The organism is Arthrobacter sp. Y3221114 (genome assembly GCF_059092625.1).
This window is the reverse complement of record NZ_JBNHHW010000002.1, coordinates 423,664-436,987: the sequence shown is the minus strand read 5'-3', so window position 1 is coordinate 436,987 and position 13,324 is coordinate 423,664. Positions and strand designations below refer to the sequence as shown.

General features: G+C 65.2%; 15 protein-coding genes and 2 pseudogenes. 6 read left to right on the top strand and 11 right to left on the bottom strand.

From position 1 onward, the window contains the following. Nucleotides 1-28 precede the first annotated feature (28 nt). A complete protein-coding gene (locus AC5RV3_RS06130) occupies nt 29-1,750 on the top strand; it encodes a sulfatase-like hydrolase/transferase (RefSeq protein ID WP_494121355.1) in 1,722 nt (573 codons plus the stop codon). Further along, entirely contained in the window at nt 1,747-2,724 is a 978-nt protein-coding gene (locus AC5RV3_RS06125) for a formylglycine-generating enzyme family protein (RefSeq protein ID WP_494121354.1), read from the top strand. The genes AC5RV3_RS06130 and AC5RV3_RS06125 overlap by 4 nt, the downstream gene beginning before the upstream one ends. Nucleotides 2,725-2,784: 60 nt before the next feature. Here AC5RV3_RS06125 and AC5RV3_RS06120 read toward each other — a convergent pair whose 3' ends face one another. After that, nucleotides 2,785-3,312 (bottom strand): MarR family winged helix-turn-helix transcriptional regulator, encoded by a 528-nt coding sequence (locus tag AC5RV3_RS06120; RefSeq protein ID WP_494121353.1) that lies wholly within the window; start codon nt 3,310-3,312, stop codon nt 2,785-2,787. A gap of 101 nt (nt 3,313-3,413) precedes the next feature. Here AC5RV3_RS06120 and AC5RV3_RS06115 point away from each other — a divergent pair, with 101 nt between their 5' ends. Both AC5RV3_RS06115 and AC5RV3_RS06110 read left to right on the top strand, forming a co-directional pair. Then, a complete protein-coding gene (locus tag AC5RV3_RS06115) occupies nt 3,414-3,890 on the top strand; it encodes a general stress protein (RefSeq protein WP_493989836.1) in 477 nt (158 codons plus the stop codon). Between the two features lie 34 nt (nt 3,891-3,924). Continuing rightward, nucleotides 3,925-4,137, top strand: a pseudogene (locus AC5RV3_RS06110) (cold-shock protein). A gap of 120 nt (nt 4,138-4,257) precedes the next feature. Here the strand turns inward: AC5RV3_RS06110 and AC5RV3_RS06105 are convergent. Beyond that, nucleotides 4,258-4,599, bottom strand: a complete 342-nt coding sequence (locus tag AC5RV3_RS06105) for a VOC family protein (protein WP_494121510.1) — start codon at nt 4,597-4,599, stop codon at nt 4,258-4,260. Further along, a pseudogene (locus AC5RV3_RS06100) lies at nt 4,573-4,778 on the bottom strand (amino acid permease); the annotation flags it as partial. The pseudogene AC5RV3_RS06100 and the gene AC5RV3_RS06105, both read right to left, overlap by 27 nt. Nucleotides 4,779-4,859: 81 nt before the next feature. Between AC5RV3_RS06100 and AC5RV3_RS06095 the strand changes: the two are divergent. After that, nucleotides 4,860-6,227 carry a DUF2254 domain-containing protein gene (locus AC5RV3_RS06095; protein ID WP_494121352.1) on the top strand — a complete coding sequence of 456 codons (1,368 nt, stop codon included), beginning with the start codon at nt 4,860-4,862 and terminating at the stop codon, nt 6,225-6,227. A gap of 98 nt (nt 6,228-6,325) precedes the next feature. Here the strand turns inward: AC5RV3_RS06095 and AC5RV3_RS06090 are convergent, their stop codons facing one another. After that, on the bottom strand, nt 6,326-6,691 hold the full coding sequence (locus AC5RV3_RS06090; protein ID WP_494121351.1) for a hypothetical protein: 366 nt from the start codon (nt 6,689-6,691) through the stop codon (nt 6,326-6,328). Between the two features lie 401 nt (nt 6,692-7,092). On the opposite strand from AC5RV3_RS06090, the gene AC5RV3_RS06085 reads away from it, so the two are divergent. Beyond that, the gene (locus tag AC5RV3_RS06085; protein WP_494121350.1) at nt 7,093-7,539 is read left to right on the top strand and encodes a MarR family winged helix-turn-helix transcriptional regulator; all 447 of its coding nucleotides are present in this window, start codon (nt 7,093-7,095) and stop codon (nt 7,537-7,539) included. An 89-nt stretch (nt 7,540-7,628) separates the two neighbouring features. On the opposite strand, the gene AC5RV3_RS06080 is transcribed toward AC5RV3_RS06085, so the two are convergent. The 7 genes from AC5RV3_RS06080 to ureE all read right to left on the bottom strand — a co-directional run bounded on the left by AC5RV3_RS06080 (nt 7,629) and on the right by ureE (nt 13,315). Continuing rightward, the gene (locus tag AC5RV3_RS06080; RefSeq protein WP_494121349.1) at nt 7,629-8,417 is read right to left on the bottom strand and encodes an ABC transporter ATP-binding protein; all 789 of its coding nucleotides are present in this window, start codon (nt 8,415-8,417) and stop codon (nt 7,629-7,631) included. Then, the gene (locus AC5RV3_RS06075) at nt 8,414-9,418 is read right to left on the bottom strand and encodes an ABC transporter substrate-binding protein (RefSeq protein WP_494121348.1); all 1,005 of its coding nucleotides are present in this window, start codon (nt 9,416-9,418) and stop codon (nt 8,414-8,416) included. The genes AC5RV3_RS06080 and AC5RV3_RS06075 overlap by 4 nt, the downstream gene beginning before the upstream one ends. 53 nt (nt 9,419-9,471) lie before the next feature. Then, complete coding sequence (locus AC5RV3_RS06070; RefSeq protein ID WP_494121347.1) at nt 9,472-10,605, bottom strand: FecCD family ABC transporter permease; 1,134 nt, start codon at nt 10,603-10,605, stop codon at nt 9,472-9,474. A gap of 10 nt (nt 10,606-10,615) precedes the next feature. Next, nucleotides 10,616-11,470, bottom strand: coding sequence for an urease accessory protein UreD (locus AC5RV3_RS06065; RefSeq protein ID WP_494121346.1), 855 nt, complete (start codon nt 11,468-11,470; stop codon nt 10,616-10,618). Further along, entirely contained in the window at nt 11,467-12,081 is a 615-nt protein-coding gene (ureG, locus tag AC5RV3_RS06060) for an urease accessory protein UreG (RefSeq protein WP_494121345.1), read from the bottom strand. The genes AC5RV3_RS06065 and ureG overlap by 4 nt, the downstream gene beginning before the upstream one ends. Before the next feature lie 66 nt (nt 12,082-12,147). After that, nucleotides 12,148-12,861, bottom strand: a complete 714-nt coding sequence (locus AC5RV3_RS06055) for an urease accessory protein UreF (protein ID WP_494121344.1) — start codon at nt 12,859-12,861, stop codon at nt 12,148-12,150. Then, nucleotides 12,842-13,315 carry an urease accessory protein UreE gene (gene ureE / locus AC5RV3_RS06050; protein WP_494121343.1) on the bottom strand — a complete coding sequence of 158 codons (474 nt, stop codon included), beginning with the start codon at nt 13,313-13,315 and terminating at the stop codon, nt 12,842-12,844. Before ureE ends, AC5RV3_RS06055 begins: the two co-directional genes overlap by 20 nt. Nucleotides 13,316-13,324: the final 9 nt, after the last annotated feature.

Below are 13,324 nucleotides of genomic sequence, written 5' to 3'. Positions count from 1 at the left end.
ACACCACATGTGGAGGAGGCCCCGAATCATGAGCGCTGCCCGCGATCAACGACCGAACATCCTGGTGCTGTGCATGGACCAGTGGGACGTGCACATGGACTTGCCGCCCGGTGTGGAACTGCCTGCCATCCAGCGCCTGGTGGGGGCGGGTGTCAGCTTGAGCAACCAGTACTGCACGGTCCCACAGTGCACTCCCTCCCGGGCCACGATGTGGACCGGCCAGCACGCCAAGAACATTGGTCTGTGGGACAACACCAACTTCGCGTGGATAGACGTGCTGGACGAGGACGTCCCCACGATCGGCACGATGATGCGGGAGCAGGGATATTACTCCGCGTTCAAGGGCAAGTGGCACTTGTCGCACCCAGGGCAATCTTCGGACGCACTTGAAGGCTATGGCTTCTCGGATTACCAGTCCTGGGGCGACAACTGGGGCGCCCCGTTCCACGGCGAGACCTTGGACGGCGCGGTGGCCTTCGAGACCGTGGACTGGTTGCGCCACAAGCGGCCGCAGGATCGCCCATGGTTGCTGATTTCTTCGATGGTCAACCCCCACGACGTCATGTTCCTGCGCTCCGGCCAAGAGGAGCAGGCCCACGCGAACGGGGTGATGGCCGCCTTGACCCATCCGGCGCAGGACCTGGGGTTCATGCGCGACTACGACGTGGAACTCCCGGTGAACTTCCACGACGACCTTGACTCCCAGCCGTACGGGGTGCGGTCCTACAAGCGGAGCACCGAATGGAACTACGGCCGGATTCCGGAGGGCAGGGAAGATTTGTGGAAGGCCCGGCGGAACTACCTGATCAACTGCCTGCGGATGGTCGACGCACAGTTCCAGCAAATCCTGAACGAGCTCGACCGGCAGGACCTGTGGCGGAACACCGTGGTGATCCTCACCTCCGACCACGGCGAGATGAACGGCGGGCACGGCATGACACAGAAGGGAGCAATTCCCTTCCAGGAGGCCTCGATCGTCAACATGACCGTCGTCGCGCCGCGCAGCCCCAAGGGGGTGCAGTCCGACGCCGTCGGATCGCATCTGGACCTCGCCACTACTTTCCTGTCATGGGCGGGGCTGGAGGAGACGGAGATAGGTCGCCTGTACCCGGCGTTGAAAGGCCGGAACCTGCGGCCCGTGTTTGAAAGCCCCGGACAGGCGAAGCCGCCTCGCGGCTCGTCCTCCGAGCCCGGCGATGGCGCGTTAATAAGCTGGGACGGCCTCAACATGCAGGACCCGGAGTGGGCTATCCAGGGCGCCTTGGGCGAACTGGCCCAGTTGCACGAAGGCCCTGAGAAAACACTGGAGGACTGCCGTGCGGCCGGGAAAAAGTTTGGGGCCCCGGACCTGGACAAGCGCACGTTCTTTCGATCGGTCTCCGACGGCCGGTACAAGTTGGTCCGGTGGTTTTCTCCCACCCAGTACGGCGTACCCCGTACGGTCGAGGAGTTGCACGCAGTCTCCGAGGTGGCGCTCTATGATCTTTTGGAAGACCCCGGCGAGACACGTAACATCGGGGATCCCTCCCACCCGGACTATGACGAGCACTTGATGGAGTCGATGCTTAAAAAGCTTGTCAACCTTATCGACACCGAGCTGGGCGAGGACGAACCGCCCTTCGACCTGGACCTCTTCGGCACGCGGGAGGTCCGTTACCGGCTGGAGGACATCGAGGCCGGGGCCCCGGGCGGCGGGCTGCCGGCCGAACCTGGTCCCGCAACCGCAGCGCGGCAAGAGCAAGAGCCGTGAGCCAGGGTGTTGTCCCGGAGGCTGAGGTTCCGGCTGGAATGGTTCTCGTACCCGGCGGGACATTCCCGATGGGCTCAGAGAACTTCTATCCCGAAGAACGGCCCGTCCACCCGGTGCGTGTGTCCCCGTTCCTGATGGACCGCACGCCCGTGACTGTGACGCAGTTCGCCCGGTTCGCCGCCGACACCGGCTACCTGACCGTGGCCGAACGGGCCCCCGACCCGGGGGATTACCCCGGCGTGGACCCACGACTGCTGGTTCCAGGGGCGCTGGTGTTCACCGGAACCTCCGGGTCGGTTCCACTGAGCGACCCGTCACTCTGGTGGTCCTGGGTGCCCGGCGCGTCGTGGCGTTACCCCGAGGGCCCCGGCTCGCGGGCACTGGATGACCGGTCGGACCACCCCGTCACGCAGGTGTCACTGGATGATGCCGCGGCCTACGCCAGATGGGCCGGGCGAAGGCTTCCATCCGAGGCGGAACACGAGTTCGCCTCCCGCGGGGGTACCGCGCCGACTCCTTACGCCTGGGGCGACCAGCGCTGCCCGGGCGGTCACCACCTGGCCAACACCTGGCAAGGGGCGTTCCCCTACCGGAACTCCGCCGAGGACGGCTGGCCCGCGACCTCTCCCGTGGGCGCCTACGCTGCCAACGCCTACGGAGCCCTGGACCTGATCGGAAACGTCTGGGAGTGGACGGCCGACCGGTGGTCGCCCCGTCACCCTCGGGCCGCGGCCTCCCCTTGCTGCGTCCCGGCGGATCCGCGCCGGGAGCATGCCGGCCCGGAAAATCCACGCGACGCCTTCGTGGTCAAGGGCGGCTCCCACCTTTGCGCCCCCGAATACTGCCTGCGCTACCGGCCCGCCGCCCGACAGCCCCAGGACCGCGACTCCGCCACTACGCACATCGGATTCCGGTGCGTCCGGGACATCGGGACGACGATTGCTGGTCTGGTTTCGCGGGAGGATGGTCGTTAGGCGCATCGGCATATGCAGCGGCCGGCCGTCGGTCGGATCGCGCCTTTGCTGTGCGGGCGCTCAGCTGGAACCGGGCAGGGAGGCCCCGGCGGCACCTTTGTGGAGGAGTTCGGGTGTGGCGGCCGAGAGTTCGTTCGCGAAGCGGACCAGCATGACGCCGAGGACTTCTCGATCTCCCGGGGACCAAGTGGAGAGTATTTCGTCGAACGTTGAAGCACCGGCCACGCCGATTTGGTGTTGCAGTTCGATTCCGCTGGCGGAAGTCCCCAACAGGGTGGCACGGCGATCGGCCGGATCGGGTTGGCGGTCGATCAGCCCCTTGGCCTCGAGGCGGCGGACTTGCGGGTTCATGGTGGACTTGTTGACACCCCACTGTGCTGCCAGATCCGAAAGCCGCATCGGCCCGTTCCTGGTCAGATATTCCAGCAGCGCGGTATCGGTGGGCGAGAGGTTCGCGGCGGCGGGCCCGAGGACGTAGCTCCGGATTTTTCTCCGGCTGGACCACTGGAGCAGCAGGGCGAAGCCGTGGCGCACTTGTTCCCCGGGCGTCGGCACATCGCCGGCTTTTGTCGAATGAGGGTCGGTCATGGAAGGAGTTTATCAACAAGGTTCGGTTCGACTAACCGAACTAAGGTTGGTACGGTGGAAGCGTCCTCAGATAGATGACCGAGTACAACTAGAGGAGGAATATGACCAGCGAAACGATCGAAAACCAGTCAACTCTTTCCGCTCCGCGCGCCACGGCCGTGTTGGCCGAATTTGGTGATTACCTGCAGGCGCAGCGCCTGGTGGACCGGCTCTCGGATGAAAAGTTCCCGGTGGAGCACGTGCGCATTGTCGGCCTCGGCATCAGCAGCGTGGAGCAAGTCACGGGCCGAATGACGAAGGGCAAGGCCGCGCTGGCCGGAGCTGCCGGCGGCGCCTGGTTCGGCCTGCTCATCGGGCTGCTGTTCGGGCTGTTCGTCCCCGGCATCGTATGGCTGAGCGTGCTGTTGGGCAGCGTGCTCATCGCCGCCGTGTGGGGTGCCCTGTTCGGTTTCATCGGGCACTGGAGCAGCGGCGGACGCCGGGACTTCAAGTCGGTAAAGTCCCTCGAAGCCGAGCGCTACGCCGTCATGGTCGACTCAGAATACTTCGCGCAGGCGTCCGCCATCACCAACCGGTAGCCGCCCCAAAGCTGCACCCCTCGGCCACCCCGAACTGGCAACAGGCACCGTCAAGTGGTTCAACACCGAAAAGGGTCTTGGCTTCATCGGCCATGATGACGAAGGACCGGACGTGTTCGCGCACGTTTAGGCAATCTCCTCCAGCGGCTACCGCTCCCTGGAAGAGACCCAAAGGGTCGAGTTCGATGACGCCCAGGGGGCGGACGGCCCGCAGGCTGAGAACATCCGCCCGCTCGGACGGCTTTGAATTCCGCCCCCGGATCCTTGTGGTTGGGGGGCGGTTCCTCTGCTGGTTGCTTTTCCGGGTGCAGCGCCATGAGCGTCTCGACCTCGGCCCTCCCCGTTCGGGGGTCAGAGTCAGCGGCCGTTAAATATGCTGGTCCACGATGATCGGGTCGCCGTCGGGGTCCTGCAGAACAAAGCTGGCAGGACCGGTGGTTGCCTCGTCTGCTTCCGACAGGAATTGCACGCCCTCCGCTTTTAGCTGCCGCTGGAGATCGCGCACATCTGCGAATGAGTCAGGGGCCTGGGCGTCCTGATTCCAGCCCGGGTTGAAGGTCAAGGCGTTCTTCTCGAACATTCCCTGGAAGAGTCCGATGACGGCCTCGCCGTTTTTCAGGATCAACCAGTTCTGCGTGATGTCACCGCCGTGCTGGCTGAACCCGAGCTTCTCGTAGAACGCGGCAGAAGCCGCAATGTACACCGTCACGGCAGGGCCTGCGTAGCTGTCGGCGGCCTTCGCACCGACGGAAAAGATGCCGGCCTGACGGCGACAGCCACGCCGGGCACCATCAGGTCGAAGGTGCTCAGCGTGCGTTGCAGCTCCCGCCCTGGCTCCGTCATGCACGCCATGGACTGCTCGATGGACTTAGTCCGAAAGAGGCTCATGGGACTGGTCCCACCCTTCCGGGTTTGAACGCTCGACGACGGTGTTTTGACTGGCCTCGCGCTCCTCCATAGTCTCAGCCCATGATGTGGACAAGGTTCGGGATCAGGGCCAGTGCGGCGGCATATGCCTTCCGGGAGAGCCTGTTTCTTCTTCCGGCGATCATCGTCGTGTGCGGTGCCGGGTTGGCGGAGGTTGCCGCAGCGATTGACGCGGCGGGCACAGAAACTCCGCTGCTTGGCTTCACGTTCGGAATGTCGAGCAACGCTGCGGTCTGGTTATTGAGCGTTGTTTCGGGTGCGACAATCACGACCGCAGGTGTTGTTTTCTCCCTGACGGTCGTGAGCCTGCAGCTGGCCAGCAGCCAGTTCTCGCCCCGGGTAATGCGCTCTTTTGTCCGCGACCGTCTGAGCCAATGCGTGGTGGGACTGCTCGTGGCCACGTTCGTTTACTGCGTCCTGGTGATGCGGAACATCAATGCCGAATCCAGCGACCCTGCGCCCCGCTTATCCATGACCATTGCGGTGCTGCTGACGGTGGGGACGGTGCTGCTCATTATTGCGCACCTTAACCACCTTGCCCACCGGCTCCAGGTGGGGGAAATTGTCCGGACCATCGCCAACGAAGGCCAAAGAATTGCGGCTACCGTCCTGCACAGCAGCGGAAACGAAACAAGTCCCACAGGATCACCGGTACCGCCGGAAACGCAGCCAGGATTTGTTGTCCGCGCGCACCGGGACGGTTGGGTTACCCAAGCCCTGAGCAAGAATATTCTTGCTGCCGTTCCCGCCCGCACCACCGTCCGGCTCGAGACCCGCGTCGGGGCTTACATCCACCAGGGCGAACCGCTGGCCACCGTCTGGCCTGATGGCGACGCGGCCGTCGCCCGCCGCTTGAGGGGCGTGATCAGGGTCAGCAACGCCCGCACTGCCCAGCAGGACATCGACTTTTCCATTCGGCAGTTGGTCGACATCGGCCTGCGGGCGCTGAGCTCGGCGATTAACGATCCGAACACCGCCGTCGAAGTGGTGTTGCGGCTCGGAAGCCTCCTGCGAAAACTGGTGCTCTCGGAGTTGCCTCCGGAAAGGATCGCCGGGCGCCAAGGCCGGCTCCTGCTGCGGCCCTGGGAGCTAAACATGGATGAATACATTGACCATGCTTTTGACCAGCTGCGGCATGCCGCAACCGAACAGCCGCAGGTGGCTGCCGCAATCTTGAGAACACTCCGCATGCTCATCCAGTTGTCACAAGAGTCGGGTCGTCCCCAGCACGTCCCGGTGCTCCGCAAGCACCTGACGATACTGACGGAAGCGATCGACGGAAACTCCAGGCTGCATCCTGCCGACCGGCAGCACCTGCGTGATCTCTCAGCCAACGAAACAGACCCGGCTGACCATAGCCGGCAACGTCCCCACCACACCGACGCTTCGACGCCCGGCGGCAGAGGCTGACCCGCATGCCCCGGGCTTCGTGGGTCACCTTCGTAGCGGCTTCGTAGAGGACCCGGCGCGGCGCGCCTGCGGCCGGACCGCCATGCCGGCAGAGCGGGTCAGCCGATGGCCACCAAATCCAGCGGGCTCGCGGCAGCCCCACCGGTCGGTGCGGGGAGGGCAGAGGCGCACGTTCCGGCGGCTGCGGCAACCAGTTCGGCAGGTACGCCGGAGGCCAATGCGGCGGATGTCTGCTCCTGGAAGACGGCCTTCGCCTGGTCCAGGGCCCATTCCGCCGCCTCGACTTGTCCTGCCCGGACGGTGACGGCCTCCAGTGCTTTCTTCTGCCCCGGGGTCAGGTCGGAAACTGTCTGCGCCCGTCCCTCAGGGAGTGTGTCTGTCGCAGCTGGCCGTCCGGTATAGATCGTGGAGTCCAACTCCGCGATGGACAGGGGCAGCGTGTTGGTTTCGGTCACGGGATCCATCAATGTCCCTTTCAAGGGAAAATGCAGCGCTTCTTCCTCTGGTGAGAGAGCGCTTGCTGCGTGTGGTAGACAGACAGGCCTGCCTACTGAGTCGAAGCCTACCGCACCGTCACACACGGAAGGCAGCGGGATTGCCGGTTTCGGTCGCGCTGTGCCATGGGCAGCACTTCCCCGGCAACCGCCTCCTTGTCGGCGCCCGCAGGTTCTTTCGCCAGCGCGCCGTCGGACGGCGACCTTACCCCGGCATTTTGCCTCCTGGGGACCGCACGGGTTGGCCTTTGGCAGAGCGTGACAAGGTCGGCGGTGGCGGTGGCCGCGCTGGCAGAAGATAGAGGCAGGTTCTGACCCCTCCGGCGGGTAAACCATTGACCAAGCAAAGATCAGTTTGCTTATAATCCTGCATGCCTGATCTTTCCAAGTGGCACATGGCCCGGCTTCTCTCAACAGCCGCGAGGCTTGTCGAATACGAGTGGAACGAGCGGCTGGCCTCCCTCGGCTTGACCCATGCGGGTGCAACTGTCCTGGAGATCCTGGCCGTGGAGGGGGCGATGGCCCAAGCACAACTGGCGAAGCGGGTGCGGGTTCAGCCCCAGACCGTGGGCAAGACTCTGTCACGGCTGGAAGCGACTGGCCACATATCCCGCGTCCGTGGCGAGAACGACCGGCGCGAGCAACGGGTTAACATCTCCGAACGAGGCAAGGAGACCTTCCACCAGGTGGTGAGATTGGGACAAGAGCTGCTGGGCGAGGACGACGAGACCGAGCAGCTCAAAAATCAGCTCATCGGTGTCGTCCGGGGTCTCGGCAACGACAGGTTCGGCACCAAGAGGCCTTTGCGCCCCGGTTAACCCGGCGGAACAACGGCGGAGCCTTTTCCGCTGGCTGGTGCAGTTGTGCCTTCGATGTTCTTGACCACGGGTCGTGAAGCGTCGACGCCTCAGTTTGGCGGATTACCTACAGGGAATGGTCTAAACACCAGTTGGAAGCCGTCGTCGAATTGGAAACGCCGGACCCCGATGTTGTACACCGGCTCAAGGTTTTCCGGGACCAGGACCTCGGACGGTGTCCCGGAGGCGACCACCCGGCTTTCGTTGAGCAGCAGGACCCGGTCGCAGTAGTCCGCGGCTAGGTTGAGGTCGTGCAGGACCACAACGATGGCATGATCGTTGGTCCCCGCCAGGTCGCGCACCAGCTTGAGGATCTCGTGTTGATAGCGGATATCCAGATGGTTGGTCGGTTCGTCGAGCAGCAGGTGCGTTGCTTCCTGCGCCAGCGCCCGCGCAATCAATACCCGTTGCCGTTCCCCGCCGGAGAGCAGGTCGAAGCTCTGGTCCGCGTGGCCAAGCATGCCGACCCGTTCCAGTGCCCGGGCGGCGGCCTGTTCGTCTCGCGCCTTACGCCGGCCCAGCCGCGATTGGTGCGGGGTGCGGCCGAGCAGCACCATGTCGGAAACCAGTAGCGGCAGGTCACCCGGTGTCTCCTGCACGACCACTGAAACCGTCCGGGCGCGCTCTTGCGCGGTGAGCCGGCGCAGGTCCGTGTGGTCCAGCATGACCGTGCCGATGTGTGGGGCCAGTGATCCGTACAGGATCCGCAGCAGGGTGCTCTTGCCGCTGCCGTTCGGCCCCACCAGGCCGAGGACTTCACCGTGCCGGGCTTGGAGGTCAACACGGTCCAGGACGTCGCGGGAGCCGTAGGAGAAAGAGATGCCGGAGCCGGAAATCACTGCCCGAACCGCTCCGCAATCCGCTCGAGTCCGGTGACCGACAGCGGTGACGGCGGCTCGGTGAAGTTGAACAATTGCACGAGGATGTCGTCGTTGGCCACCGCGGTTATGGACGCGGCGCCCTTCAAAGATGTCACGGCGTCGATGACCTCGGTTGGGTCCCCGGCGGAGTGGAGCAGGACCAGGACATCGGGGTTGCGGCCAATGAGTTCCTCGCGCGTGACCTCGAAGACCCGCTGGTCGACGTCGTCGAATACGTTCTCCAGCCCGGCGGCTTCCAACTGCGGTTGGGCCATGGACTTGGTGCCGTAGGCGTAGGTGCTTCCGCCGCCGACTGTCGGGTACAGGACGGCTGCAGTGCGGGGGCCGATGTCGGCCATCTTGGAGGTGATGTGCTCCACCTGGGCCTTGAGTTCGCCGGCTGCCTTTTCGGCCCGTGTTTCGACGTCGAAGATCTTGCCGTAGGTGAGCAGCTGATCCTCAATGGTGCTGAACCCCGGCGTTTCGGAGGCGTTGGGGCAAAAGGACGGTTCCTGAAGCATGGGGATGCCCGCGGCGGCGAGTGTTTCACGGTTGAGGTTTTCGGCCGAACCGAGAACCAGGTCCGGCTGTTGCGCCAACACGACTTCCTGCGAAATCTGCAGGTGGCCCGTGGTGTCCAAGCGGTCGGTCAAGAGCGGAATGCTGGCGAGTTCGGTCTGGGTGGCCGGGTCGAAGTATTCGGACGGGTAGACGCCTGCGCGGGCCACGACTGTGTCCATGACACCGAGTGCTGCCAGGTAGGAGACCGGTGAACTGTCCAGCATGACAACCCGTTCGGGCGGCGCGTCCAGGGTGACTGCGGCGCCGCAATTAGTGATGGTCAGCGGGTAGCCATCGGCCTCGGCTATTCCGGCGCTTTCGGGAGTCCCTGCGCTCCCGGGAGCACCGGCGCAGCCGGCCAGGCCGACGGCCAAAGCCGCCGCGGCTGCAACGGACAGCAGATGGGCGGCAGTTCTCATGAATATTCCTCTGGCTAGTGGATGTTTGGGACGGTGGGTCGAGCGGGGGACACTTAGCCCGCCGGGCTCATCCTGCGGATGAGGTAGAGCAGGAAGGGGGCGCCGATGAAAGCCGTGATAATCCCGATCGGCAATTCCTGCGGTTGCAGCAGGATCCGTGCGAGCAGGTCGGCCCAGATCAGGAAGATTGCACCGAGCAGGGCAGAGACCGGGATGACCCGGGAGTGGGCGGCGCCGACCAGCCTGCGGGCCAGATGCGGAACTACCAGTCCAACGAAACCGATGGATCCGGAGGCAGCGACGACCACACCGATGCATAGGGAGATGATGATCAGTAGTTGGGTGCGGAACCGGCCGGGTGCAACGCCGACGATGTGCGCGGTTTCGTCACCAATGGCCAGGGCGTCCAGGCGCCTTCCGCCAAGGGTCAGCACGCAGCTGGTTATCAGGACCACCACGACGACGATGACCAGGGGGCTTCCCCACTTGGCCAAGGCCAGGGACCCAAGCAGCCAAAACATTACGGACCGGGCGCCCTCTGCCGACCCGGAGGCGAAGACCAGGAAGCTGGTCACGGCGGTCAGCGCATACCCGATCGCAACGCCAGCCAGTAGCAGCCGCATTGATGTCACCCGTCCGGCCGAGCGTGCGACCAGGAAGACCATCATCGACGCGGCCAGCGCGCCGACGAAGGCGCTGGCGGGCAGAGCATGTTCGCCCACACCCAGACCGACGCCGAACAGGATCATGGCTGCTGCACCGCTGGAGGCCCCGGAATTTATGCCGAGCAGGTAGGGGTCGGCCAGCACGTTGCGCACCATTGCCTGCAGTGCTGCTCCGCACACCGCCAACCCGGCGCCAACGACGCTTCCGAGCAGCACGCGGGGCAGCCTGACGTCCCAAACGATCGCAGAGGCTATCGGATCGGGCTGGTGCCCGGACAGCTGGCCCGGCATATGCGACCAAATCACCTGGGCTACGGTCGCGGCATTCAGCATGACAGGCCCGGTCGCTACTGACAGCACCATTCCGGTGGCGAGAAGCGCGGCCAGCGCCAGCATCCAGAAGAGATGACGACGCCGGAGTCTTGCCCGCAGCAGCGGGTCCGCGCCGCACGAGGTGTTGCCGTCGCGCACCTCGCGTTCGCGCGGGGTAGGGGCCGATGACGGGAAGATTAGTGCCTCCAATAAGGCTCGGTCAGTACTTGCGAAGATTCAGTGGTTGCTGGCCGAACCAGCGGTGGCGGAGCATGTCGACGGCTGCGTGCAGCATGGCGTTCAGCGTGTCGGTGCTGCGGGACAGGGCGCGCAGGGCGAAGCCGGGGCCGTTCAGCAGCGACAGGCCGAGCTGTCCGCCGGGATCCATGGGGGCCAACAGGTCCTGCAACTCGCGTACCAGGTCACCGTCCACTCGGGGGTCGACCACGAGCATCGAGCCCAGGTGCGAATAGTCCTCAAGGAAGAGCATGCTGGACAGCGGCGCGTCCGGATCGCCGGGGCGGATCAGCAGGTTGTCCAGCGCGAGCAGGCGGCCGTCGCGGTAGATGTCGTTGCGGATGCGCACCTCCTCGTACCGGAAGGGCCGGCCGTCCGGGGACCAGCCGGGAGTGACCACATCGCACATCACCAGCGAGGAGTCCGCGGCGAGTTCGACGACGGTCTCTTGGCGGTAGGTAGCCTCCCGGTACGCGATGAGCTGGTCCGGCAGGTACTCCAGGCTGGCGCCGGGGCCGAGCCGGAACCGGGTGTGCTGCACGGCCGGATCGCCCGGCGTCCGGTAGATCTTGGTGGCGGACTGGGTGGTCAGCAACAGACGGGCCTGGTCCTCGACCTTAATGTCGACGTCGTAGACGTCCCCGCCCAGATAGCCGCCGCCCGGGTTGACGATCGTGTAGGCGACCTGCGCGGAGGCGTCCAGGTAGTGCGGGCGGATGACGCGCAGCGCGCCCTGGTGGTATTGCGAGGTGGCGACGCCGCGGCCGCCGCGCTGGCCAACCGTCAGGCGCAGCTCACCGGTCGGCAGCTGCACGCCCACCGGCTGGGCCGCGCTCATTGCGCCAGGTCCTGCATCAACACGTCGCGGCGGAGCCACTCGATGACCTTGTCCAGGCCCTCGTCCGTCTTCAGGTTGGTGAAGCAGAACGGCTTTTCTCCGCGGAATTCCTTCGAGTCGGACTCCATGACCGACAGGTCGGCGCCCACGTGCGGCGCCAAGTCGGTCTTGTTGATGATGAACAGGTCCGACTTGATCATGCCCTGGCCGGCCTTGCGGGGAATCTTCTCGCCCTGCGCCACATCGATGATGTAGATGGAGAAGTCCACCAGTTCCGGGCTGAACGTCGCCGAGAGGTTGTCACCCCCGCTTTCGATGAACACGACCTGCAGGTCCGGGTGCCGGTTCTTCAATTCCTCCACGGCGGCGGAGTTCATTGAGGTGTCCTCGCGGATGGCTGTGTGCGGGCAGCCGCCGGTTTCGATGCCGATGATCCGGTCCAGCGGCAGCACGCCGTTGGCGGCCAGGATCTTGGCGTCCTCGATTGTGTAGATGTCATTGGTGATGGCGGCCATGGAGATCTCGCCGGACAGGTGCCGGGTGAGGCGTTCGACCAGCTGGGTCTTGCCGGCACCGACGGGGCCGCCGATACCAATCTTGATGGGTTCCATTGTCTTACTCCTTGTTCCGTGGGGCCGGCCGCTGGGCGGCCGGGTCTTGCGGTGCGCGACGGCGGGTCAGGACATGAACATGCGGGCCCGCTGCCGCTCGTGGCGCATTTGGGCGATCTCCAGCCCAGGTGCGGCGGCGCCGAAGTCGCTGCGGTCCAGTCCGGAAATCCTGGCCGTGGCCGCGGTGATCTCCGGATGGACCTGGCGCAGCACCCGCTGGCCGGCATCCTGGCCGATCGGGATGCCGCGGATGGCGTTCTGCGTCAGCGAGGTCGCCGTCGAAAACAGGTAGGTGCCCAGCAGCTCCGGCAGCGGAACCTGCAGGCTGCGCCCGGCGAGGGCGAACGCCAGCGCCGGGTGTCCGCTGCAGGCGCCGCTCGCGACGTCCTCGCGGTACTGCTCGATCTCGTCGCTATCGAGGATCACCGAGGCGATCTGGAGCATCCGCGCGCCCATCTTCACTCCGGCCTCGCGCACCTGCCGCGGCAGGGCCTGCGCTGCCAGCATCGCGTCCAGCTCACGCAGTTCAGCCGTCGAGCGGGCTCCCAGAGCCAGCCGGATGGCGAGGCCGTCGCTGTAGGTCAGCTGGCTGTGGATGAACTGGCCGAGCCAGACCGCGAAGGTCTTCTCGTCGCGGACCAGCCCGCGTTCCAGAAACGTCTCGAGCCCGAACGAGTGGCTGAAGGCGCCGGTGGGCAGGGCGGAGTCGGCCAGCTGCAGCAGGGGCAACAGGTACGACGACGAGTGGCGGCCGGGTGCCTCAGTGCGTGTGTTCGGCATGTCGAAACGGCACGGGCATGACCCGTTCCTGCCGGGAGTAGGGCACCTGCATGTGCTGCAGGTAGTCTTCGACGGTGTGGTCGTACTGCACCACCATGACCTCCGCGCGGTAGTCGCTGCCGGCGTCGAAAAATTGCGCCTGCAGGTGCCGGTTGCCCAGGCTGTGGGCCACCACGCCCATCTCCCGGATGGTGCGCGGGGCGATGACCAGGACGTCCGTGGGCAGGACGCTGACGACGATGACGTTCGACTCGTCGCGGAACAGGATGTCGCCGTCGCGCAGGTCGCCCGGCGTGGCCAGCCGGATGCCGATTTCGCGGCCGAGATCGGTGGTGACGCGCTGGACGCGCTTGACCAGTTCGCTACTGGGAAGCGCTACCTTCTCCTCGTGCAGGCCGGCAAGCTCCGTGTTCGGAAGATCGTGCCGGTTGGCGATGACGCGCTCAACAATCATTGACTACGT

What these genes read in the sequence shown, in the direction of transcription:
- AC5RV3_RS06130 (WP_494121355.1), top strand. Translation starts at nt 29, where the DNA reads ATGAGCGCTGCCCGCGATCAACGACCGAACATCCTGGTGCTGTGCATG.
- AC5RV3_RS06120 (WP_494121353.1), bottom strand. Translation starts at nt 3,312, where the DNA reads ATGACCGACCCTCATTCGACAAAAGCCGGCGATGTGCCGACGCCCGGG.
- AC5RV3_RS06115 (WP_493989836.1), top strand. Translation starts at nt 3,414, where the DNA reads ATGACCAGCGAAACGATCGAAAACCAGTCAACTCTTTCCGCTCCGCGC.
- AC5RV3_RS06095 (WP_494121352.1), top strand. Translation starts at nt 4,860, where the DNA reads ATGATGTGGACAAGGTTCGGGATCAGGGCCAGTGCGGCGGCATATGCC.
- AC5RV3_RS06090 (WP_494121351.1), bottom strand. Translation starts at nt 6,691, where the DNA reads ATGGATCCCGTGACCGAAACCAACACGCTGCCCCTGTCCATCGCGGAG.
- AC5RV3_RS06085 (WP_494121350.1), top strand. Translation starts at nt 7,093, where the DNA reads ATGCCTGATCTTTCCAAGTGGCACATGGCCCGGCTTCTCTCAACAGCC.
- AC5RV3_RS06075 (WP_494121348.1), bottom strand. Translation starts at nt 9,418, where the DNA reads ATGAGAACTGCCGCCCATCTGCTGTCCGTTGCAGCCGCGGCGGCTTTG.
- AC5RV3_RS06065 (WP_494121346.1), bottom strand. Translation starts at nt 11,470, where the DNA reads ATGAGCGCGGCCCAGCCGGTGGGCGTGCAGCTGCCGACCGGTGAGCTG.
- ureG (WP_494121345.1), bottom strand. Translation starts at nt 12,081, where the DNA reads ATGGAACCCATCAAGATTGGTATCGGCGGCCCCGTCGGTGCCGGCAAG.
- AC5RV3_RS06055 (WP_494121344.1), bottom strand. Translation starts at nt 12,861, where the DNA reads ATGCCGAACACACGCACTGAGGCACCCGGCCGCCACTCGTCGTCGTAC.
- ureE (WP_494121343.1), bottom strand. Translation starts at nt 13,315, where the DNA reads ATGATTGTTGAGCGCGTCATCGCCAACCGGCACGATCTTCCGAACACG.